The organism is Subtercola sp. YIM 133946 (assembly GCF_036553535.1).
GTDB lineage: Bacteria > Actinomycetota > Actinomycetes > Actinomycetales > Microbacteriaceae > Subtercola.
Genome location: NZ_JAZHPE010000026.1, coordinates 1 through 22686, shown reverse-complemented (window position 1 = coordinate 22686; position 22686 = coordinate 1). Strand labels below are relative to the sequence as shown.

Below are 22686 nucleotides of genomic sequence, written 5' to 3'. Positions count from 1 at the left end.
CCCCCACCAACCGAACGGAACCACATGCAATTCGGAGCAGTTCTCCAGACCCACCCGCCGGCCTCCCGAACGCTCGCGCTCGCGAAGCTCGCCGAGCAGCACGGCTTCGAGTACGCGTGGACGTTCGACTCCCACCTGCTGTGGGAGGAGCCGTACGTCATCTACAGCCAGATTCTGAACGAGACGCACCGCATCAAGGTCGGCCCCATGGTGACCAACCCGGCGACCCGTGACTGGACTGTCACGGCATCCATCTTCGCCACCCTCAACGAGATGTACGGCAACCGCACCATCTGCGGCATCGGCCGCGGCGACTCGGCGGTGCGGGCCACCAACGGTGCGCCCACCACCCTCAAGACGTTGCGCGAATCGATCCACGTCATCCGCGAGCTGGCCAACTCCCGCCCGGTCGAATACAACGGCGCCACGGTGCAGTTCCCCTGGAGCCACGGCTCCGAACTCGAGGTGTGGGTCGCGGCGTACGGCCCCCTGGCGCTCAAGCTCACCGGCGAGGTGGGTGACGGGTTCATTCTGCAGCTCGCCGACCTCGACATCGCCGAGTGGATGATCAAGACCGTTCGTGACGCGGCCGAGAAGGCGGGTCGCGACCCCCTGTCGATCAGGTTCTGTGTGGCAGCCCCCATGTACATCGGCGACGACTGGCAGCACATGCGCGACCAGTGCCGTTGGTTCGGTGGAATGGTGGGCAACCACGTCGCCGACATCGTGTCGAAGTACGGAGCAGACTCGTCGGTGCCGAAAGCTCTCACCGACTACATCGCCGGCCGACAGGGGTACGACTACAACGAGCACGGGCAGGCCGGCAACACGCACGCCGAGTTCGTTCCCGACGAGATCGTCGACCGGTTCTGCCTGCTCGGCCCGGCCGAGAACCACATCAAGAAGCTGAGGGCCCTCAAAGAGCTCGGTGTCGACCAGTTCGCCGGGTATCTGCAGCACGACAACAAAGAAGAGACGCTTCGGGTGTACGGCGAGAGCGTCATCCCGGCCCTTCGTGATCACATCACGGCGACTGCGTGAGGGTGATGAGCGCATGACCAGGGTGGGGGGCCGCTTTTATGCGGTGCTGTGGGGGCTGATCGGCATCATCGTGCTCGTCGCGCTATGGGAGGGCTACAAGGCTCTCGGCCCGGCGGGCGGGGTCGAGCTGTTCGGTCAGGGCATACTGCCGAAGACCGACGACCGGTCGATGCCGCACATCGTCGAGATGGTGCAGCGCGCGATCGAGCCGGTGAACTCGTCGGCCGGCTCGCCGCCCGTCTGGCTCGCGGTCGTCGGCGCCGCTCTGAACAGCCTCGGGGTCGCGGCCGTGGGCTGGGCGGTCGGGTCGTTCGTCGGTTTCCTGCTGGCACTGCTCATGCAACGCCTGCGGGTCGCCGAGCGGGCCGTGTTGCCCTGGCTCATCCTCAGCCAGACGGTTCCGCTGATCGCGCTGGCCCCGGTGATCGTCGCCTGGGGCGGCAAGATCCAGATCGGTGCGTTCTCCTGGGACAGATGGATGTCGGTCGCCGTGATCGCCTCGTACCTCGCCTTCTTCCCAGTCGCCGTCGGTGCCCTGCGCGGCCTTCAGTCGCCCGACACGATCCACGTCGAACTGATGCGCAGCTACGATGCGGGGTGGTGGAAGACGCTGATTCGCCTGCGCCTGCCGGCGAGCGTTCCGTACCTGCTTCCCGCCCTGCGGCTCGGCGCCGCCAGCGCCATCGTCGGCACCGTCGTGGCAGAAGTCTCGACGGGATACAAGGGCGGCATCGGCCGCATGATCATCGAGTTCGCCCAATCGGGCACCTCCGACCCCGCCAAGGCGTACGCCCCGATCGCCGGCGCCGTGGTGCTCGGCCTGCTCGTCGCGGGACTCGTGGCCCTCGCAGGTCTCGCCCTCAAACGCTTCAACCGACAGGAGGCGTCGTCATGACCGATTCCGTTGCCCGTGATACCGCCGACACGTCGGGGGGTGCCGTCGCTCTCGCCACTGCGGCCATCTCGATCAGCAGGGCCACGAAGGTGTTCCGGGTCGCCAAGGGTGCCGAGGTGCGCGCGCTCGACGACATCGACCTCACTGTGGCGCCGGGGGAGTTCGTCTCGCTGATCGGCCCCTCCGGGTGCGGCAAGAGCACGCTGCTGCGCCTGATCGCCGACCTCGATGAGGCGTCGAGCGGCGAGGTGCTGGTGTTCGGCAAGACGGCACGCCAGGCGCGCATCGACCAGGAGTACGGCATCGCTTTCCAGAGCGCGGGGCTGCTGCCGTGGCGCACGGTGCAGGCCAACATCGAGCTTCCGCTCGAGCTGCACGGGGTCGGCAGGGCCGACCGAACCGCCCGGGCCGAAGAGCTGATCGAGCTCGTCGGGCTCACCGACTTCCGCTCGCGCTACCCCGACCAGCTCTCGGGCGGAATGCAGCAGCGAGTCGCCATCGCCCGGTCGCTCGCCGAACGACCCAAGCTGCTGCTGATGGACGAGCCGTTCGGTGCGCTCGACGAGATGACGCGCGAGCGCATGCAGCAGGAGCTCGTGCGCATCTGCTCCGAGACCGGCGCCGCAGTGGTGTTCGTCACGCACTCGATTCCCGAGGCGGTCTTCTTGAGCGACCGGGTGGTCGTCATGTCGCCGCGACCCGGTCGCATCGTCGGCATCGTCGACGTGAACCTCGGGCCGGGCACCGAACGCAGCGAGATCCTGCGCGAGAATCCGGCGTTCTTCGCCGGCGTCACCGCCGTTCGCGAGGCCCTGCACGGCAAGCCGGGCGCACCGCTGGGGGCCGACCCGCGATGAGCGACCTGAGCAACGAACCGCCGGCCGACGCGACTGAACCCGGCGAACGGATGCCCGAGCATCCGGTGACTGCACTGCTCGACCCTGCGACCGCCGCCGACCCCACCGCGCCCGCGTTGTTCGCGCTGCCGGGGGAGTCGGTCACCGCCCCGTCGGGCACCAGGCCGCCGACGGGCCCCGGCAGCGGGGCATGGATCGCCCGGTCGATCCTGCCGCCGGTCATCCTCGGCGTCGTCTTCCTGCTGCTCTGGCAGCTCGTCGTCGTCGTGTTCGACATCAAGCCCTACCTGCTGCCGAGCCCCACCGACATCGCCGGACAGATCGTGACCGTCTTTCCGCTGCTGTGGTCGTCGCTGCTCGCCACCGGGCTGAATGCGCTGATCGGCATCGTGGTGGGAGCGGTGCTGGCCATCGTGTTGGCGTTGCTCGCGTCACGGCTGACCATCTTCGACCGCATGGTTGTGCCGATCGTCGCCGCCATCGCGGTGGTTCCGATCGTCGCGCTCGCGCCCATCCTGAACACAATGTTCGGCTCGACCTCAGACACCCCGCGCCGTGTCGTCGTGCTGATCGTGGTGTTCGCCCCGATCTTCGTCAACACGCTGCGCGGGCTGCGGCAGGTGCGCCCCGTGCACCGCGACCTGATGCGCGCCTATGCCGCCTCCAACTGGCAGATGACCCGCACGGTGACGCTGCCCGGCGCGCTGCCGTTCATCTTCACCGGGTTGCGCATCGCCGCGCCGCTCGGTGTGATCTCGGCCATCGTCGCCGAGTACTTCGGCGGGTTGCAGAACGGCCTCGGCTCACGCATCACCTCCGCCGCCGCGAACAGCGCGTACCCGAGGGCCTGGGCCTACGTGTTCGGGGCGATCATCCTCGGCCTCGTGTTCTACGGTGTCACCCTGCTGCTCGAGCGTCTGGCCACCCGCCGGCGCACCTGAGCCGTAGGGCTTGCGCCCCCACAGATGTACCACCCGCACCACCAGCACACCGCATCAACAGAATCACCAGCACACCGCACCACCAGCACACCGCATCACCCCGCACGACACACCCCCAGATTCACCACATGAAGGAGGAGAAGTTGAAGCACAGCAAACGCATCACCCTCGGCGCGGCGGCCATCGCCGCGTCGGCAGCCCTCGTACTGTCGGGCTGCTCGAGTTCAGGCAGTTCGAGCACCCCTGACGCCAGCTCGAGCGGCGGCGCTCTCACCCCGGTCAAACTGCAGCTGCAGTGGTTCACCCAGGCGCAGTTCTCGGGATACTACGCAGCCCTCGACCAGGGTTACTTCAAAGACGAGGGGCTCGACGTGACCATCGTCGAGGGCGGCACCGACATCGTGCCGCAGACCCAGCTCGCCGACGGCGCGGTCGACTACGCCGTGGCGTGGGTGCCGAAGGCCCTCGCTTCGCGCGAGCAGGGCGCCGGCATCACCGACGTGGCCCAGGTCTTTCAGAAGTCAGGCACCCTGCAGGTCTCGATGGCCGACAAGAACATCAAGACCGCCGCCGATCTGAAAGGCAAGGTCGTCGGCAACTGGGGGTACGGCAACGAGTTCGAGATGTTCGCCGGCATCACCAAGGCCGGCCTCGACCCCGCGACCGACGTGCAGCTCGTGCAGCAGAACTTCGACGAGTCGGGCCTGCTCGACGGGTCGATCGACGCCGCCCAGGCCGAGACCTACAACGAATACGCGCAGATTCTCGAGACGGTGAACCCGGCCACAGGCAAGCTGTACCAGCCGAGCGACCTGAACGTCATCGACTGGAACACCGAGGGCACGGCCATGCTGCAAGACGCCATCTGGGCCAACACCGACAAGCTGAAGAACGACCCGGCCTACCAAGACACCACGGTCAAGTTCCTGACGGCGGCGCTCAAGGGCTGGATCTACGCCCGCGACAACCCCGACAAGGCCTCGGCCATCGTCGTCGCGGCCGGCTCGCAGCTCGGCGCGAGCCACCAGCTTTGGATGACCAATGAGATCAACAAGCTCATCTGGCCTTCACCCGACGGCATCGGTGTCGTGAACGCCGATTCGTGGGCGCAGACCGTCGATGTCGCGATGAACGCCAAAAACCTCGAAGGCAGCACCGTCATCACGAAGGAGCCCGACGCAGACGCGTACGACAACACCTACGTGAACAAGGCACTCGACGCGCTGAAGTCTGAGGGTGTCGACGTCACCGGCAGCTCCTACCAGCCCATCACCGTCACCCTCACCGAGGGCGGCAAGTAGCACGAGGCTCCCGGCCGGTCATCCACCTCACGACACACCGACAGGCACCCGGTGCCAGGCGTAGGGTCGAGTGACGTGGATGACCGGCCCTCCACACCCCGCAACAGAAAGCACCACACCGTGAACCTCTCACCAGAAGACGGCCAGCTGGCCGCTGAACTCGACCGCGCCCACGTCTTCCACTCGTGGTCTGCGCAGGCGGCGCTGAAACCGATGGTCATCGCCGGCGCACTCGGCAGCACGGTCTGGGACTTCGACGGCAAGAGCTACCTCGACTTCTCGAGCCAGCTCGTCAACGTCAACATCGGGCACCAGCATCCGGCCGTGGTCGCTGCGATCAAGCAGCAGGCCGAGACGCTCGCCACCGTCGCGCCGGCGCACGCGAACCTCGCCCGCGGCCAGGCGGCGCAGCGCATCCTGGGGCTGGCCGGAGACGAGTTCAGCAAGGTCTTCTTCACCAACGGCGGGGCTGACGCGAACGAGAACGCCATGCGCCTCGCCCGGCTGTACACGGGCCGCGACAAGATCCTCTCGATGTACCGCTCGTACCACGGCAACACCGGTGCGGCGGTCGTCGCGACGGGCGACTGGCGCCGCGTGCCCAACGAATACGCTCGCGGGCACGCCCACTTCTTCGGCCCCTTCGCGTACCGCTCCGAGTTCTGGTCGTCGACGCCCGAAGAAGAGTCGAGCCGGGCCCTGCACCACCTCGAGCGAGTGATCCAGGCCGAGGGGGCGTCGTCGATCGCCGCCATTCTCATCGAGACCATCCCCGGCACGGCCGGCGTGCTCGTGCCGCCGCCCGGGTACCTGGCCGGCGTACGCGCACTCGCCGACAAGTACGGCATCGTGCTCATCTTCGACGAGGTGATGTGCGGATTCGGCCGCACCGGCGGCTGGTTCGCGTTCCAGTCGCTGGGGCTGGTCGACGAACCGGTCGTTCCCGACCTGATCACGTTCGCGAAGGGCGTGAACTCGGGCTACGTGCCGGTCGGGGGAGTGATCATCCCGCCGTTCATCGCCGACCAGTTCGACGAGCAGGTCTTTCCCGGCGGGCTCACCTACTCCGGGCATCCGCTCGCCATGGCGTCGATCATCGGTGCGCTCGACGCGATGGCCGACGAGGGCATCGTCGAGAACGCGGCGCGCATCGGTCGCGACGTGCTCGAGCCCGGGCTGCGGGCGCTCGCTGCGAAGTACCCGGTCATCGGCGAGGTGCGCGGCATCGGCGTCTTCTGGGCGCTCGACCTGGTGGCCGATGCCGAAACGCGTGAGCCGCTCACCGGCACGCTGGTCGGCGAGCTGAAGGCGAAGCTGCTCTCGCTCGGTCTGCTCCCGTTCTTCGCCGACAACCGCCTGCACATCGTGCCGCCGTGCGTCGTCACCGAGGCGGAGTGCGCCACCGCGTTCGCAATTCTCGACGAGGCGTTCGCCTCGCTCGTCGTTCCCGCCTGAGGCCGCCGACCCGCCTGACACCGCCGCCGCGCGCGCCGCGCGGCCTGCGCGCGTCCCGAGTTCCCGACCGGCGCTCCACGCGACACGGTAGCGCCGCGCGGCGCCCGACGCCCGAAGCGGTAGCGTGACTACATGGACGTGCGCCGGCTCGAACTGCTCCGTGAGCTCGCCGAGCGCGGCAGCATCACCGAGGTCGCCCGCGCCACACACCGCACCCCGTCGGCCGTCTCGCAGCAGCTGCGGGTGCTCGAGCGCGAGGCCGGCCTTCCCCTCACCGAGAAGGCGGGCCGCGGCATCGTGCTCACCGACGCCGGCCGCGCCCTCGCCCGCAGCGCCACCGATGTCGCCGTCGCCCTCGAGCGCGCCGACGCCCTCTGGGACGAGTTTCGCCACGACCCCACCGGCGAGGTCTCGCTGGCCACTTTTCCCACCGGCGGCCAGATGCTGCTGCCCGGGGTGCTGCACCGCCTGGCCCGCCAGACCGGCCTCACTCTGCACGCCAGCGACCGCGACCCGGTCTCCGAGCGCTTCCCTGAGCTCACGAACGACTTCGACATCGTCGTGGCGCACGCCCCGACGCGCCCGCCCGCCCTCTGGCAGGGCCGCGGGCTCAACGTGGTGCATCTGATGACCGAACCACTCGATGTGGCGCTGCCGCCCGGGCATCCGCTCGCCGGCGCACCCAGCGTCACCCCGACCGACCTCATCGGCGACCAGTGGATCGGCGTGCCGTGGGGCTATCCGTTCGAACGCACGCTCTACGACATCTCGGCCGCGGCAGGCGCTCCGGTCGACATCGTGCAGCGCTTCGCCGACACCCGCGTCACCGAGGCCCTCGTCGCCGCCGGCCTCGGCATCGCGATTCTGCCGCGCTTCACCGCCGGAGGCGCCTATCTGACCTCGAGCGCCCTGTCGCAGCGCATCTCGCTTAAGCCGCTCACCGGCGTTCGGGCCGAGCGCCATATCTACGCCCTGATGCGCCCTGACCGCGCCGAACGGCTCGCCGTGCGCACGGTGGTGGATGCCCTGCGAGCCGAATCCGCAGCAGTGGCCGAGGCGAACCCCACCATCGCTCCGTAGCCCGCATCGCCCCGACCGGCCATCGCCCCGCGCCAGCGATGTAAACTCGACCCTCGTGAACAAATTCAGTAAAACCCCGTTCACGGTCAACGTCTGGGATCTGATGCACCAGCCCGGCGAGCTGCGCGAACGCGAACTCGACCTCGTTGTGCCGGAGAAGATGGGTGAGGGCCTCGTGGCCGTCGAGGCCGGCAGCGTGCTCGAAGCCGACGTGCGTCTCGAGTCGTTGCACGACGGCATTCTGGTGACCGCGCAGGTCGACGGCGAGGCCGTCGGAATCTGCGGACGGTGCCTCAAAGACATCACTTTGCCCGTTCGAGTCGAGTTTGCGGAGCTTTTCGCGTATTCTCGAGACGAAGCTTTTGATTATGAGGTGATCGGCGACCATGTCGACCTTGAACCTCTGATCCGGGATGCGGTGGTTCTCGCACTCCCGTTCCAACCGGTCTGCCGGCCGGATTGCCCAGGCCTCGACCCCGTCACGGGCGAGCGGCTTGAAGATCTGCCCGAGCGTGCACCACAGGAGATCGTCGATTCCCGTTGGTCTGCACTGCAGGGCCTGCTGGAATCCGCCGGGTCTCCGCAGCAAACCGCAAAAGCTTCCACAGACACGTCCACTGGAGATGGTGCGCCCGACGAAGACGATTCGTTCGGGTCGCCCTCCGAGAGAGAAAAGAGTTAGCTCATGGCTGTACCCAAGCGAAAGATGTCGCGGGCCTCGACCCGCATGCGCCGCGCACAGTGGAAGGCGACTGCCCCCACCCTGGTCAAGACCGTCGAGAACGGCAAGACCACGTACAGCCTCCCGCACCGCGCGAAGGTTGTCGAAGACTCCGCCGGCACCCCCCTGTTCCTCGAGTACAAGGGCCGCAAGGTCGCCGACGTTTGATTCAGGCCGGTCGCCCCTCGGGTGACACGATCTGGTTCGAGAGTCACCCAGGTGCGTTCTGACATGTCGTCTCAGGCGGTAGACAGAACGCACCTTTTGGCGACCCTGCAGGTTCAGATTCCGGATGATCTGCTGCACCTCGCGCTCACCCACCGTTCGTGGTCGTACGAACACGGCGGGGTGGCCACGAACGAGCGCCTCGAGTTTCTCGGCGACTCGATCCTCGGCCAGGCCGTGACGGTCATGCTGTACAACCGCTACCCCGACCTCGGTGAGGGTGAGCTCGCGAAGCGGCGGGCGAGCCTGGTGTCGACGGTGGCTCTGGCCGGCATCGGCAAGACGATCGGGCTCGGCGCGTACATCCATCTCGGCCGAGGCGAAGTGCTCACGGGCGGCCGCGAAAAGGCCTCCATTCTGGCCGACACCGTCGAGGCCCTGATCGGCGCCACCTACCTCGGCCTCGGCGGAGACACGGCGACAGCCCTCGTGCTGCGCCTGGTCGAGCCGCTCGTCGCCGACCCGAACACCTTCGGCGAGTCCATGGACCCGAAGACCGCTCTGCAGGAGACCGCAGCGAGCCTCGGCGAAGACGCCCCGCGCTACGAGATCGCCGAGAGCGGGCCCGACCACCGCAAGGTGTTCGTCGCGACCGTCAGCGTCGGTTCGCGCGTCACCGCCACCGGCGAGGGCTCGAGCAAGAAGCAGGCCGAGTCGGTCGCCGCCCGCGAGGCGCAGCGCCAGCTCGACGCCGCGGCATCCGCCGACACCGCCACCGCCACCGAATCCGCTGGCCCGCCCGCCGCCACCCGTGCCTGAGCTGCCCGAGGTCGAGGTCGTTCGCGCCGGCCTCGAACCGGCCGTCACCGACTCCCTCATCACCAGCGTCGAGGTCTTCGACCAGCGCTCCCTGAAGCGCCACAACCCGGTGGCCGGAGCGTTCGACGCCGAACTGGTCGGCCACCGCATGCTGGCTGCGGTGCGCCGCGGCAAGTTCCTCTGGTTTCCGCTCTCGTCGGGTCGCGCGCTCGTCACCCACCTCGGCATGAGCGGCCAGGTTCTGCTGCGCGACCCGGGTACCGCCGAAGACGGGCTGTTGCGCATCCGGCTGAGCATCGAGCATCCGTCGCTCGGCGAGTACTGGGTGAACTTCGTCGACCAGCGCATCTTCGGATCGATGGCCGTCGACGACCTGGTGCCGACCCCGGATGCCCGTGCCGGCGGCTACTCGGGCCCCGGCCTCGAGGCCGGTTGGCCCCCACCCGCACCACCCACGCCAGCCGCCCCCGCACCGACCCCACCGGCACCCGCCGCCGTCGCAGCGGCCCAGGCCGCCCTCCTCGCCTCGACCGAGCGCGCCGCCGGCACCACCGCCTCCGCGCACGGCCCGCTCGCGGCCGTCGTCGCCGCACCCGCCTGGCTGGCCGCCGTGCCGAGCCAGGTCGCGCACATCGCCCGTGACGCGCTCGACCCCGCCTTCGACGACCGCGCGTTCTTCGCCGCACTGAAGCGCAAGAACACCGGCATCAAGCGGGCGCTGCTCGACCAGACTCTGGTGAGCGGTATCGGCAACATCTACGCCGACGAGGCGCTCTGGGCGGCGAGGCTGCACTATGCCCAGCCGACCGCATCGCTCAGCGCCGCCAAGACCCGCCTGCTGCTTACCGAGGTACGCCTGGTACTGACGAAGGCTCTCGCCGAGGGTGGAACGAGCTTCAGCGAGACCTACGTGAACGTCAACGGGGCCTCGGGTTACTTCTCGCATTCCCTGAACGCCTACGGGCAGCAGGGCAAGCCCTGCCCCCGCTGCGGCACTCTCATCGTGCGCGAGGCCTTCATGAACCGCAGCTCACACTTCTGCCCCCACTGCCAGAAGCTGCGCCCGCCCCGCGCCGCCCGCAGCGCCAGCTAGGCCCTACTGCGCATCCACCGCCACCGGCCGCCCCCGCAGCACCACGAACACCCGCTCACCCGAGGCCGGGTGCAGCTGCACGTCGTGCTGCACGAACAGCAGTTCCCCACTGTCGAGCCGCACCTGCGTGCGCCGCAACGACCCGAGAAAGCTCGACGCCACCACCGTCGCCGCGATGCCCGATGTCGCGAAGGTGATGTCTTCCGGCCTGATGTACGCGGTCACCGGCCCATCCGCCGGCCCGGTGCCGAGCAGGGGCAGCGCCGCGTTCAGCACTCGTACCGTGCTGCCCACCAGGTGGGCATCCACGGTGTTGCTCAACCCGATGAAGGTCGCCACGAACGACGTGGCCGGCCGCGTGTACAGGTCTTCCGGCGTGCCGATCTGCTCGATGTTGCCTGATCGCATCACCGCGACCCGGTCGGCGACGGCGAGCGCCTCCTCCTGGTCGTGCGTCACGAAGAGCGTCGTGATGCCGAGTTCGGTCTGGATGCGCCTGATCTCGTCGCGCAACTGCACTCGCACCTTCGCGTCGAGCGCCGAGAGGGGCTCGTCGAGCAGCAGCACGCGCGGCCGGGTGACCAGCGCCCGTGCCAGCGCCACCCGCTGCTGCTGCCCACCCGACAGCTGGTGGGCGAAGCGGTCGCCGAAGCTGCCCAGCCCGACCATCTCGAGGGCTTCGGATGCCCGGCGGCGCCTGCTCGCCGCATCCACTCGGCGCATGCGCAGGCCGAACTCGACGTTCTGCGTCACCGTCATATGCGGAAACAGCGAGTAGGCCTGAAAGACCATGCCGATGTCGCGCTTGTTGACGGGGGTGTTCACGACGTCGGTACCGTCGATCTCGATGTGGCCCTCAGAGACCGACTCGAGGCCTGAGAGGGCGCGCAGCACGGTTGTCTTGCCGCACCCTGACGGGCCGAGCAGGGCGACGAATTCGCCGGGCGCCATCGACAGGTTCACCCCGTTGAGCGCCCGCTGGCTCGAGTAGTACTTGACCACGTTGCGCAGTTCGACGCTGGCGCCCTCGCGGGCGAGTCCCGTCGGCGCAGCCCCCGACCGGGCCGCGCGCGCGGGCCGGCCGGCTTTCGTGGTTGATGCTGAGACCTGTGCCTTCATGCGGCCCTCCGATTGCGGCCCAGGCTGCCGAGCCGGCCGATGATGAGTAGTAGAACGAATGCGAAGACCAGCGCGAACACCGCGAAGATGACGGCGACGTACGGGTCGGTGTGTTGAACGAGCACGAGTGCCGTCTGAAAAGTGTTCTGGCTGAGAAACGATGCGATCGTGTACTCGCCGAGCACTACCGCGATCGTGATGAAGCAGGCCGACAGGATGCCCGGCCGGAGGTTCGGCAGAATCACCCGCCAGAGCACCTGGCCCCAGCTCGCGCCGAGCGACCGGGCTGCCTCGCCGAGCGTGACGACCTCGACCGCGGCCAGGTTCGACGCGATCGGCCGGTAGGCATACGGCAGAACGATGATGCCGACGGCGAAGGCGAGGGTCCATGGATTGCTGCCGAAGATGCGTGCGACCACCGAGTACACGGGAATGAAACCGACGACCAGCACGATCGACGGAATGGTGATCGGAATGATGCACACGAATTCGAGAACACCGCGCAGCCTCGGGTACTTCAGCTCGACCAGAATCATCGTCGGCAGAAGCAGCACGAGCACGATCAGCACCGTGACGACGCAGATGCCGATCGAGTTCAGGATGCCCTGGAAGAGCACGTCGTAGGTGCCCGCCTGCCCGGCCGTGAAGATCGACACGTAGTGCTCGAGACCGTAGGCTCCGGTCTGGCCCTGCCGGAGCGAGAACTCGATCATCGCCAGAATCGGCACGAGAAAGACCACGGCGGTGACGCCGAGGATGATCCCGCGGGTCAGCCTCGACGGCGCGGCCGCGTACCGCGGTGTCTTCTGCGCTGGGCCGGGCCGGGTCGCGGCGAGGCGCGGGGCCTCCACGGGCGCGCTCATCGGCGCCACCGCGACGCGCGACGCTGCAGCGCCGAGTACGCCGTCATCAAGACGATCATCACCACGACCATCCCGAGCGCCAGAACGCCCGCGACGTTCGCCACGCCCACGATGGTCTCGCTGGTCAGCTGCTGCCTGATCGCGAGGGGGATGATGCCGCCCTGCGAGATGAGAGCGGCCGCCGTGGCGTACGACGAAAAGGCGTTGGCGAACAGCAGAATCAGGCTGCCGAAGAAGGCCGGCGCGAGAATCGGCACGCCGATGCGCGTCCAGTAGGTCAGGCGGGTGCCGCCGAGTGTGGCGTTGGCCTCGGCCCAGGTCGACTTCAGGCCCTCCATCGCCGGCATGAACGACAGCACCATCAGGGGAATCTGAAAGTACAGGTACGGGATGACCAGGCCGGGGATCTGGTAGAGAAGCGGCCCCCCGCCGTTGAAGTTGTTGAATATGTTCGTGGTGAAGCCCAGCGACACGAGCCACTTGGTCAGCACCCCCTGGGCGCCGATCGTCGCGATGAACGCGAACGCGAGCATCACGCCGCCGAACTGCGCCAGCACACTGCTGGCCGAGTCGACGGTGGAACGCAGCATCCGTTCGGGCCGGGTGCCGAGCAGAGCGAAGCAGATGAGCGCGCCGCCGATGGCACCGAGCACCGCCGTCAGTGCCGAGATCCAGATGGAGGCGAAGAAGTTCTGCAGGATGGTCGGGTTCGTGTACGCCGAGAAGTTCGCGAACGTGAACGCGCCGTCACCGTCGAAGAACCCGCTGGCGATCGCGAGCACCGCGGGGATGGCAAGAAACAGAACGACGTACGCCCCGAAGGGAACCAGGCCGACCCACGCCGCCACGCGGCGCCGAGGAGGAACCTCGGCGCCGCGTGCGGTGTCGGTCGGCGCCACAGGCGCGACGACGGTGGTGGTCATGCTCATCAGCCGATCGCCGCTGCCCAGCCCGACTTGAGCAGGCCCGCTGCTGCGGTCGCCTGGTCGGCGGTCAGCTGCACGAAGCTCGCCGGCGGCTCGCCGACGGTGCTGAGAACCGTCTTGTCGACCGTGCCGGCCGTCTGCATGGCGGTCAGCGTCGCCGGGTAGGCGCCCGAGGCGAGGTACAGGTTCTGCACCTCGGGGCTGTAGATGTACTCCTCCCAGAGCCGGGCGGCCGCGGGGTGCGGTGCGTCGACGCTGATGGCCTGGTTGTAGTAGCTGCCGAGGGCGGTGCCCGGCAGAACGACGGTCTTGTAGTCGGGGTTTCCGCTGGTTCCTCCGGCCGCGCCCCAGGCGAGGTTGTTGTAGCTCCACTGGATGACGACGGGAGTCTCACCCGAGGCGACCGTGGCCTGCGTGGGCGTGACGGCGAGGAAGTTGCCCGCCTGCTTCAACGAGTGGAAGAAGTCGATTCCGGGCTGGATGTTGTCGGCGCTGCCGCCGTTCTGCAGGGCCGCGAGGTACACCGCGCTGGCCGCCTCGTTCGCCTGCGTCGGGTCGCCCTTGATGGCGACCTTTCCGCTGTACGCCGAACCCAGCAGGTCGGTGATCGATGTCGGCGCAGTGGTGATCACCTTCGAGTCGTAGCCGACCGACATCAGGCCGGTGTAGTCGTAGTACCACTTGCCGCCTGAGTCTTTGTAGTCGGCCGGCAGATCGGCCCAGTTCGCCACCTTGTAGGGTGCGACCAGGTCGAGGTTCTGCTGCAGCACCGCGGTGCCGATGTCGAAGACGTCGGGTGCCGTCGACTGGCCCTTCTGCGCCTTGGCGGCGGCCACCTCGTCGGCGCTCGACCCGTCGGGGTTGGCCGAGTTGATCTTGATGTTCGGGTACTTCGCCTCGAACCCCGAGATGATGGCGCCGTAGTTGGCCCATGACGGCGGAAGGGTGATGACGTTGAGCTGGCCTTCGGCGTTCGCGGCCGCGACGAGCGCGTCGATGCCGCCGAGGTCTGCGGCGCTCGTGGCCGTCTTCGCGCTGGTCTCTGCCGTGCTCGACGGCGTGCTCGATCCTGCGCACGCGGTGAGCGTGAGGGCGGTGGCGGCGATGAGAGCCGCGCCCGCGATGAGTCGTCTGCTGTTCACTGGGGTGTCCTCCTGGTCGACCGCACGGCCGTTCGCCCTAGGGCTGGGTGAACGATTCATGTCGCCGGGTTGCGATCACCTGATGGTCGCTCGCCTCGGTGGCCGGTGAGGGAGCCTTTCATGAACGCCAGGCGAACCCCTCCCGTCTACTGCCCTGCCGCGTCACGCATCCGGCACCCGCCATGCCCCCGGCGTTCACCCGCCCGGTGTACGTTCCGCGGCAGCACGCCCTCGAGCGCGGTCGCGGTCTCGCCGCCCGCTTCGCCGCGAGAGGCGACTCGGCTCAGCCCAGCGCGTCGAAGGTTCGCGTCGCCACCCCGAACGAGATCGTCATTCCGACGCCCGAGGTGATGGTGACCGCCGTCACGCCGGGCGCCGCCTCGGCCACGAGGTAGTGCTGCTGCGCACTCGACGCATACACCCCCTGCCACCGCTCGAGCACCCGCAGCTCGTGCGTGCCGAGCACCTCGGCGACCGCCTCGAGCAACGTGTCGGTGGTGCCCTCGTCGAGAAAGGGGTCGATCGTGGCGTCGTACCGGTGGCTGTCGCCGGCGATGATCGTGCCGTCGGGCCGCTGCGTGAACATCACGTTCGCGCCGATGCCGATGAGGTCGGGCCGTGTGCTGCGCATCGCGGCACCCAGCGCGGCCGCCGTCGTCGTCTCGGCGAAGGCCGGGTAACGCAGCATCGACGTGCCGGTCAGCACCGCCGGGGCGATGCGCCGGCCCCCCGGAGCCTCGATGCGCGCCATCTGCAGCGCACACCGTTCGACGCCGTGGTGCTCGGCGAGCTCGGGATACAGCTGATCGAGGTCGTGCCCGGTGCAGACGATCGTGCGCGCAGCCCGGATGTCGCCGCGCGACGTGTGCAGCATCCCGTCGGCCCCGCCCAGAAACGCGGTGCGCCAGAACAACCGCACGCCCGGCTGTGCCGCCAGCCAGCCGGCCAGCGCGGCGACGGCCTCCCGCGGATCGACCCGCAGGTCGTCGCGCAGCACCGCCCCGCCGAGAATGGGTGCAGGCCACGGCCGCGCCGGGCCGGCACCGCCCGCCGCCCCAGACCCACCCGGTACCGCTGCCGGAGCAGACCCCGACCCACCGCGCGCCGATGCGGCAGCCGACCCCACGTCGCCCGGCGCATCGAGCAGGTCGAGGGCTTCGGATGCCCGTACCATCCGCACCTCGCCCGGCTCGCGTGAGGCGGCCAGCTCGTCGAGCACCGCGAGCTCTTCGGGGCTGCGGGCGATGGCCATCGCCCCCGACGAGACCGCGAAGAACCCGGCCCGGCCACCGAAGTGCAGCCAGCGCTCCCGGGCGAGGTGTGCCAGCTCGAGCAGCTCACCCGTCTGTGCGGTGATGCAGCAGTGCCCGAAGTTGCGCACCGAGGCGCCGACCGCCCGGCTGTCGCGCTCGACGATCACCACCGAGAGGCCGCGCCGCTGCGCCTCGGCGGCGTGCGCGAGCCCGACGATTCCGGCTCCGACTATGAGAACGTCGCACTCGGCGATCACGGGAACGGTAGTCACGATTCCCGAGATTGGTTCGTCGCCGAACGTTCGTCAAGCCGGGTGACGCCTGGCGGGCATCCCGCCACTCAGCATTCATGTCGTGTTCAACTGACCCTGCTCTGATGATGTGGCGCGGGCCTCAGCCATCGCAGAGAGGCACACTGCACAATGATCGAACTCGTCGCCTTCGACATGGCCGGAACCACCATCGACGACCACGGTCTCGTCTACCTGGCGCTCGCCGACTCGGTCACCGAGGCCGGTGCGACCGTCGCCGACGACAGCCTGCAGCAGTGGATGGGCACCGATAAGGTCGCCGCGATCACCGCACTGCTGCAGCTCGGCGGAGTCGAGCCCGCTGCGGCGCTCGTCGACCAGACCTTCGCGCGTTTCCGGCAGTTGCTCGCCGAGGCGTACCGCGGGCATCCGCCGGTGCCGCTTCCCGGCGTCGAAGAGCTGCTGCGCGAGCTCGCCGCGCGCGGTGTCGCGATCGCGCTGACCACCGGATTCTCGGCCGAGGTCGCCGAGCCGCTGCTCGAGTCGCTCGGCTGGAGCGCGGGGCAGGGGCCCGAGCACCTGCTCGACGCGGTCGTGACGACGACGGATGTTCGGCAGGGCCGCCCCGCTCCGTACCTGATCCACCACGCCATGGAGCTGACCGGCGTGACCGACGTCGCCGCGGTGATGGCCGTGGGCGACACGGCGGTCGACCTGATCGCCGCGCACAACGCAGGGGTCTGCGGCGTCGGCGTGCTGACCGGGGGCCTGACGCGAGCTGGACTGGCCGGGCATCCTCACCGCCACATCATCGACAGCGCGGCGGCCCTTCTGACGCTACCTGAGTTCGCCGTCTGACAACCGCGACCGCCGACCGCCGACCACTCCCGGCCGACTCTGCGAGGTCACCCGGCTCAGCCGGCCGTCGACCCGCCTGACGGGCCGCTCCCCGGCCCGTCACCCACCGGCCCACCACCCACCGGCCCACCACCCACCGGCGCCTCGACCTCGGCGGCCTGCTTCTTCGCCGTCGACGCCCCCACGTGACCGAGCACCGCCACCGCCACCGTGATCAGCGCCGTCAGCGACACCCCCCAGCCGAGCCCGAGCCGCAGCAGCAGCGCGCCCACCCCGGCACCTGCCGCGATCAGCACGATGGCGGCGCCCCGCCGAAACCACGGCTGCCCCTTGCCGCCCGCGAGCCGCGAGTCGGCGGCGAAGCCGGTGATCGTCGAGGTCACGACCACCGTCGTCACGTCTTTCACCCCGAGGTGGCGGGCGGTGCCGGCCTGCATGCCCATGCCGATGGCGAGGAACATCGTGACGACGTACTCCTGCGGCTGCGGGGGAGTGGCGCCGTAGATGAGCAGCGTGACCGCCAGCGCCACCATGATCACCGCGACCGTGGTCAGCAGTCCCGTGCTGCGGTGGGTCCAGCCGTCTTTCACCGGCCGCAGCACCCGGCCCGCGATCACGGCCCCGAGCATGAAGCTGAGCAGCGCCACCACCGGCCCGACGATGGGCAACCCGTCCGCCCCGGCCAGGGCCATACCGAGAATCACCACGTTGCCGGTCATGTTGCCCGTGAACACGCGGTCGAGCCCGAGGTAGCCCACCGCGTCGACCACACCCGTCGAGAAGGTGAGGGCGAGCATCAGGCCGAGGTGCAGGTTGTCGGTGTTGCTGCTGAGTCGTCGAAGCACGGGCGAATCCTTTGTCACGGTACTCTCAGAACGGTGGGCGTGTGCAGAACCACGAGGCAGACCGGAAGGCAGATCTGACATGATCCTTGATCCACTCCAGCCGGGCGCCGGCGCGATCCGCTCCCAACACTATCTGCCCGCCACCGGCCGCAACGTTCTCTGGGGGCGCCTGCCCTGCGCCGCCGACAGCGCCGTTCTCGAGGTCGATTCGGGCGCCGAAGTCACGATCGACACCCTGAGCCACGAGGGCATCCTCGAAGACCAGGGCCGCGACCCGCGGCGTTACTTCGGCGGGCACGGCGTCGACGGCGACGCGGTGCTCGACGACGCGGTGGCGCTCGCTGCCTCCGACTACCCGCGCGACAGGGCCTCCGACGGCCCGCACGTCGTCACCGGCCCCATCCGTGTTCGCGGTGCCCTGCCCGGCGACCTGCTCAAGATGACCCTCGTCGAGGCGCTGCCCCGCGTGCCCTACGGTGTCATCTCGAACAGGCACGGGCGCGGCGCCCTGCCCGGCGAATTCCCGGTCGGCCTCGAGACGGTGAGCGCGTTCGCGGCGGTCGACGAAGACCCCGATGGGCGCCGCGTCGGCACCCTGCCCCTCGTCGCCGGCGGCCCCCGGTCGGTGCGCTTTCCTCTCGCTCCCTTCCTCGGCATCATGGGCGTCGCCGTCTCCGGCGACACCCGCCCGCACTCCGTTCCGCCGGGCCCGCACGGCGGCAACATCGACATCAACCTGCTCACCGCGGGCACCTCGCTCTACCTTCCCGTGCAGGTCGAAGGTGCCCTCGCCTACGTCGGTGATCCGCACTTCGCCCAGGGCGACGGCGAGGTCGCCCTCACGGCCATGGAAGCCTCCCTGCGCGTCACGATCAGGTTCGAGGTCGTCACCCAGGCGGATGCCCTGCAGCAGTTCGGCCGGCTCGTCGGCCCGCTCGCCGAGACCCGCGAGTTCCTCGTGCCGACCGGCATGAGCGTCGACCTCGACGAGGCCGTGCAGCACTGCGTTCGCGCCGCGATCTCGCTGCTCGGCGCCCGCTACCAGATGGACTCCCACCTGGCGTACGCCTACCTCAGCGCGGCGACCGACTTCAACATCTCGCAGGTCGTCGACATCGTGAAGGGCGTGCACGCGCGCATCCGGGTCGCCGACTTCACCTGACCCCGCCGCCCTCGCCGGTTGAGCAGCGGCGCAGCCGCGTATCGAAACCGTTACACCCCTGAAACACCTGTTGCATATACTAGATCTCTGAAACACATGAATCAGATCATCCGGTAGCCGCCCAAGGAGCCCTCTCATCGCCAGCCAGCCCATCAACCCGCCCGCCCGTCTGCTCATGGGCCCCGGCCCGATCAACGCCGACCCGCGCGTGCTCCGAGCGATGTCGGCGCAGCTGGTCGGTCAGTACGACCCGGCGATGACGGCCTACATGACCGAGACGATGGGGCTCTACCGCGAGGTCTTCCAGACCGCCAACGAGCAGACCGTGCTGGTCGACGGCACGTCACGCGCTGGCATCGAGGCGGCTCTGGTGAGCATGATCGAGCCGGGCGACCGCGTTCTCGTGCCCGTCTTCGGCCGGTTCGGGCACCTGCTGCGCGAGATCGCCGAACGCTGCCAGGCCGAGGTGCACGTCATCGAGGCCGAGTGGGGCACGGTGTTCACCCCCGAACAGATCGAGCGGGCCATCGTCGAGACGCGCCCCAAGATCCTCGCCGTCGTGCACGGCGACACCTCCACCACCATGGCCCAGCCGCTCGACGAACTCGGCGCGATCTGCCGCGAGCACGACGTCATCTTCTACACCGACGTCACGGCCTCGCTCGGCGGCAACACCTTCGAGACCGACGCCTGGGGGCTCGACGCGGTCACGGCCGGCCTGCAGAAGTGCCTCGGCGGGCCTTCGGGTTCGGCCCCCGCGACCTTCTCGCCCCGTGCCGTCGACCTCATCGATTCGCGCAAGAGCATCGAGGCGGGCATCCGCTCAGAGGGCGACGAGGTGTCTGCGTCACCCATCCGGTCGAACTACTTCGACCTCTCGATGATCTTCGACTACTGGGGACCGAAGCGTCTCAACCACCACACCGAGGCCACCACCATGCTCTACGGCGCCCGCGAATGCGCCCGCCTCCTCGTCGACGAGGGAATCGACATGGCTGTCGAGCGGCACCGGATGCACGGCGGCGCCATGCTCGAAGGCCTCCGCGGCCTCGGCCTGCGCATCTTCGGCGACGAGTCGCACCAGATGAACAACGTCACGGCGGTGTACATCCCCGACGGCGTCTCGGGCGACGCCGTTCGGGGCGAGCTGCTCGACGACTTCGGCATCGAGATCGGAACCTCGTTCGGCCCCCTGCACGGCAAGGTCTGGCGCATCGGCACGATGGGCTACAACGCGCGTAAAGACACCGTGCTCACCACACTCGCCGCCCTCGAGCAGGTGCTGCGCCGCGCCGGCGCGCCGGCCACCGCCGGCGGGGGAGTGGGCGCGGCCTACGACTTCTATGCCGACGCCGCCGTCGAGGCCGACTTCGCCGCGAGCGTCGCCCTGTGACCGACGCCCCCGCCACGCCGTCACCCGGCACGCCGTCACCCGCGGCGCCCCCGCCGGCCGCCACGCCGTCTCGCGCTTCCGCCCTCTCACCCGAGGTCACCGACCGCACCAGCGCCCTCTCCCTCCTCGCCCGCTGCGACGAGCTGGCCGCCTACAGCACCCTGCCCGACGGCCTCATCCGGCGCGTCTATCTCACCGACGAACACCGCGCCGTCAATGCCCTCGCGGCCACCTGGATGCGCGAGGCCGGCATGACCACCTGGCAAGACGCCGCCGGCAACCAGTGCGGCCGCCTCGAGGGCGTCACGCCCGGCCTGCCCGCGCTGCTTCTCGGCTCGCACCTCGACACCGTGCCCTCGGCCGGGCGCTACGACGGCATTCTCGGAGTGCTGACCGCCATCGCCGTCGTCGACCGCATCACCTCCGCGGGCCTCCGCCTGCCGTTCGCCGTCGAGGTCGTCGCGTTCGGCGACGAGGAGGGCACCCGTTTCGGCCGCGCCCTGCTCGGCAGCCGCGCCCTCGCCGGAACCTTCGACGACACCTGGCTCGACCTCACCGACGAGAACGGCGTCACCCTGCGCGACGCCTACACCGCCTTCGGTCTCGACCCCGCCCGCCTGACCGACGCCGCCCGCACCCCCGAGTCGCTCATCGGCTACCTCGAGGCGCACATCGAGCAGGGCCCGTACCTCGAAGAGGCCTCCCGGGCACTCGGTATCGTCTCCACGATCGCCGGCGCCCGACGCTTCGCCATCACGATCAACGGCCACGCCGGCCACTCCGGCACCCCCTTCTACCGGCGAAAGGATGCCCTCGCCGGCGCCGCAGAGATCGTCACCATGATCGAGACCATCGCCCGCCACGCCGGCCTCATCGCCACGGTCGGCCACCTCGAGGTGTTCCCGAACGCCGTGAACGTCATCCCCGGCCGCGTCGAACTCAGCCTCGACCTGCGCGGTGAGTTCGACGACGAGCGCGACCAGACCTGGTCTGAGATCAACGCCAACATCGCCGCCATCTGCCAGGGACGCGACCTCACCTTCAGCGTTCGGCAGACCCACAACGCCCCCGCCGTCGTGTGCAATCCTCGCCTGCGCGAAGCCATCGCCGCCGGCATCGCCAGCACCGGCAACGACGACCCCGACCTCCTTCTCAGCCGCGCCGGGCACGATGGCATGGCGGTGGCCGATGTCACGCCCATCGCCATGCTGTTCATCCGCTGTCGCGGCGGCGTCAGTCATCACCCCGACGAGCACGTCGAGGCCGCCGACGTCGCCGCCGCCACCGACGCCTTCGAGCAGGCCGTACTCTTCCTGGCCGCCGCCACCCCGTTCCCTGCTCCCACCGCGCCATGACCTCGTGCCGCCACCCCCTCAAGCGACGAGAGAGTCGGCGTGGGTGCAGTCTGCACCCCGCGCAATCCTCTGCTCGATCACGGCAGGCGTCTGGATGACCGCCGCCCCGCAGGCCGGTTCGCCGGCCCCCATCGGTCAGCGCATCGACGACTCCTACGCCGACCTCACCCCGCAGGAGCAGCGCGCCGCCGACTTCATCCTCGACCACCTCGCCGACCTCGCCGTCTACAACGCCGCCGAACTCGCCCGCCTCAGCGGAGTCTCGAAGGCCACCGTCAGCCGCCTCTTCCGCAGCCTCGGCTTCACCGACGCCCAGGAGGTGCGCGACCACGCCCGCGCCCTCCGCAACGAAGGCGTTCCGCTCGGCGGCATCACCCTCGGCTCATCCGATCCCGATCCCGATTCAGCCCCCCGTCTCGACCGCCGTGCCGCCGCCCTCGAGGCCCACCTCGAACAGGAGCGCTCGAACATCCACCGCGCCCTCGAGGCCGTCACCGACGGCCGACTCGACGCCGCGGCCGCCCTTCTCGCCGGTGGCCGCCGGGTGGTCGTCGTCGGCCTGCGCAACTCGTACCCCGTCGCCCTGCACCTGCGCCAGCAGCTCATCCAGGGCCTCGACGACGTCAGGCTCGCCCCCCAGCCCGCCCAGTCGATCGGCGAAGAGCTCGCCGGCCTCGGCCCCGACGACGTCGTCGTCATCATCGGATTCCGCCGCCGCCCCCACGGCTTCACCCGAATAGTGGATGCCGCACGGCAGCTCGACATACCCCTCGTGCTCATCGGCGACTCCTCCGCCGCCCGGTACGCCCCGCACGCTGCCGTCTGGCTCAGCTGCCCGGTCGACAGCGTCACCGTCCTCGACAGCTACGCCGCCGCCAACAGCCTGGTCGCCCTCCTCGCCAGCGAGACCCTCGCTATCGCCTCCCGCGACACCCGCACCCGCATCTCCACCATCAACCGCCTCTACGGCGACCTCCACGAACTCGAGTAATCACCTCGACCACCATCTGACGTTGTCGCGACCTCTGGGAGTCGAGTAGTCATCTCGACCACCATCTGCCGTTGTCGCGACCTCTGGGAGTCGAGTAGTCAGCTCGACCACCATCTGCCGTCGTCGTGACCTCCCGGAGTCGCAAGTCACCTCGATCACC

The 22686-nt window shown here is 69.2% G+C and carries 22 protein-coding genes; 16 read left to right on the top strand and 6 right to left on the bottom strand.

Features of this window, described 5'->3' with window-relative positions:
- The first annotated feature begins 24 nt into the window (after positions 1 to 24).
- The 11 genes from V3W46_RS09920 to V3W46_RS09870 all read left to right on the top strand — a co-directional run bounded on the left by V3W46_RS09920 (position 25) and on the right by V3W46_RS09870 (position 10368).
- Entirely contained in the window at positions 25 to 1041 is a 1017-nt protein-coding gene (locus V3W46_RS09920) for a TIGR03842 family LLM class F420-dependent oxidoreductase (RefSeq protein WP_331782945.1), read from the top strand.
- A gap of 13 nt (positions 1042 to 1054) precedes the next feature.
- Complete coding sequence (locus V3W46_RS09915) at positions 1055 to 1936, top strand: ABC transporter permease (protein ID WP_331782944.1); 882 nt, start codon at positions 1055 to 1057, stop codon at positions 1934 to 1936.
- Entirely contained in the window at positions 1933 to 2793 is an 861-nt protein-coding gene (locus tag V3W46_RS09910; protein WP_331782943.1) for an ABC transporter ATP-binding protein, read from the top strand. The genes V3W46_RS09915 and V3W46_RS09910 overlap by 4 nt, the downstream gene beginning before the upstream one ends.
- Positions 2790 to 3734: an ABC transporter permease gene (locus V3W46_RS09905; RefSeq protein WP_331782942.1), complete on the top strand. Its 945-nt coding sequence runs from the start codon at positions 2790 to 2792 to the stop codon at positions 3732 to 3734. Before V3W46_RS09910 ends, V3W46_RS09905 begins: the two co-directional genes overlap by 4 nt.
- A gap of 128 nt (positions 3735 to 3862) precedes the next feature.
- Positions 3863 to 5035 carry an ABC transporter substrate-binding protein gene (locus tag V3W46_RS09900; RefSeq protein WP_331782941.1) on the top strand — a complete coding sequence of 391 codons (1173 nt, stop codon included), beginning with the start codon at positions 3863 to 3865 and terminating at the stop codon, positions 5033 to 5035.
- Positions 5036 to 5155: 120 nt separating this feature from the next.
- Positions 5156 to 6490 (top strand): aspartate aminotransferase family protein, encoded by a 1335-nt coding sequence (locus V3W46_RS09895; RefSeq protein ID WP_331783074.1) that lies wholly within the window; start codon positions 5156 to 5158, stop codon positions 6488 to 6490.
- Between the two features lie 132 nt (positions 6491 to 6622).
- Positions 6623 to 7570 (top strand): LysR family transcriptional regulator, encoded by a 948-nt coding sequence (locus tag V3W46_RS09890; protein ID WP_331782940.1) that lies wholly within the window; start codon positions 6623 to 6625, stop codon positions 7568 to 7570.
- A 55-nt stretch (positions 7571 to 7625) separates the two neighbouring features.
- Positions 7626 to 8252: a YceD family protein gene (locus V3W46_RS09885; RefSeq protein ID WP_443069966.1), complete on the top strand. Its 627-nt coding sequence runs from the start codon at positions 7626 to 7628 to the stop codon at positions 8250 to 8252.
- A gap of 3 nt (positions 8253 to 8255) precedes the next feature.
- Entirely contained in the window at positions 8256 to 8459 is a 204-nt protein-coding gene (rpmF, locus tag V3W46_RS09880; protein WP_331782939.1) for a 50S ribosomal protein L32, read from the top strand.
- A 63-nt stretch (positions 8460 to 8522) separates the two neighbouring features.
- The gene (gene rnc / locus V3W46_RS09875) at positions 8523 to 9275 is read left to right on the top strand and encodes a ribonuclease III (RefSeq protein ID WP_331783072.1); all 753 of its coding nucleotides are present in this window, start codon (positions 8523 to 8525) and stop codon (positions 9273 to 9275) included.
- Positions 9268 to 10368: an Fpg/Nei family DNA glycosylase gene (locus tag V3W46_RS09870; RefSeq protein ID WP_331782938.1), complete on the top strand. Its 1101-nt coding sequence runs from the start codon at positions 9268 to 9270 to the stop codon at positions 10366 to 10368. Before rnc ends, V3W46_RS09870 begins: the two co-directional genes overlap by 8 nt.
- Before the next feature lie 3 nt (positions 10369 to 10371).
- Here the strand turns inward: V3W46_RS09870 and V3W46_RS09865 are convergent, their stop codons facing one another.
- From V3W46_RS09865 to V3W46_RS09845, 5 genes are all read right to left on the bottom strand, one after another.
- A complete protein-coding gene (locus tag V3W46_RS09865; protein WP_331782937.1) occupies positions 10372 to 11487 on the bottom strand; it encodes an ABC transporter ATP-binding protein in 1116 nt (371 codons plus the stop codon).
- Entirely contained in the window at positions 11484 to 12350 is an 867-nt protein-coding gene (locus tag V3W46_RS09860) for an ABC transporter permease (protein ID WP_331782936.1), read from the bottom strand. Before V3W46_RS09860 ends, V3W46_RS09865 begins: the two co-directional genes overlap by 4 nt.
- Positions 12347 to 13273 carry an ABC transporter permease gene (locus tag V3W46_RS09855; RefSeq protein WP_331782935.1) on the bottom strand — a complete coding sequence of 309 codons (927 nt, stop codon included), beginning with the start codon at positions 13271 to 13273 and terminating at the stop codon, positions 12347 to 12349. Before V3W46_RS09855 ends, V3W46_RS09860 begins: the two co-directional genes overlap by 4 nt.
- A 5-nt stretch (positions 13274 to 13278) precedes the next feature.
- Positions 13279 to 14418 carry an ABC transporter substrate-binding protein gene (locus V3W46_RS09850; RefSeq protein WP_331782934.1) on the bottom strand — a complete coding sequence of 380 codons (1140 nt, stop codon included), beginning with the start codon at positions 14416 to 14418 and terminating at the stop codon, positions 13279 to 13281.
- Between the two features lie 283 nt (positions 14419 to 14701).
- Positions 14702 to 15943, bottom strand: a complete 1242-nt coding sequence (locus tag V3W46_RS09845) for a TIGR03364 family FAD-dependent oxidoreductase (protein WP_331782933.1) — start codon at positions 15941 to 15943, stop codon at positions 14702 to 14704.
- A gap of 150 nt (positions 15944 to 16093) precedes the next feature.
- On the opposite strand from V3W46_RS09845, the gene V3W46_RS09840 reads away from it, so the two are divergent.
- A complete protein-coding gene (locus tag V3W46_RS09840; RefSeq protein WP_331782932.1) occupies positions 16094 to 16780 on the top strand; it encodes a phosphonatase-like hydrolase in 687 nt (228 codons plus the stop codon).
- A gap of 56 nt (positions 16781 to 16836) precedes the next feature.
- Here V3W46_RS09840 and V3W46_RS09835 read toward each other — a convergent pair whose 3' ends face one another.
- Positions 16837 to 17625, bottom strand: coding sequence for a YoaK family protein (locus V3W46_RS09835; protein ID WP_331782931.1), 789 nt, complete (start codon positions 17623 to 17625; stop codon positions 16837 to 16839).
- Positions 17626 to 17704: 79 nt separating this feature from the next.
- Between V3W46_RS09835 and V3W46_RS09830 the strand changes: the two genes are divergently transcribed.
- From V3W46_RS09830 to V3W46_RS09815, 4 genes are all read left to right on the top strand, one after another.
- Positions 17705 to 18787 carry an acetamidase/formamidase family protein gene (locus tag V3W46_RS09830; protein ID WP_331782930.1) on the top strand — a complete coding sequence of 361 codons (1083 nt, stop codon included), beginning with the start codon at positions 17705 to 17707 and terminating at the stop codon, positions 18785 to 18787.
- Between the two features lie 175 nt (positions 18788 to 18962).
- On the top strand, positions 18963 to 20180 hold the full coding sequence (locus tag V3W46_RS09825) for a pyridoxal-phosphate-dependent aminotransferase family protein (protein ID WP_331782929.1): 1218 nt from the start codon (positions 18963 to 18965) through the stop codon (positions 20178 to 20180).
- Positions 20177 to 21535, top strand: a complete 1359-nt coding sequence (locus V3W46_RS09820) for an allantoate amidohydrolase (RefSeq protein ID WP_331782928.1) — start codon at positions 20177 to 20179, stop codon at positions 21533 to 21535. The genes V3W46_RS09825 and V3W46_RS09820 overlap by 4 nt, the downstream gene beginning before the upstream one ends.
- Before the next feature lie 43 nt (positions 21536 to 21578).
- A complete protein-coding gene (locus tag V3W46_RS09815; protein ID WP_331782927.1) occupies positions 21579 to 22526 on the top strand; it encodes a MurR/RpiR family transcriptional regulator in 948 nt (315 codons plus the stop codon).
- Positions 22527 to 22686: the final 160 nt, after the last annotated feature.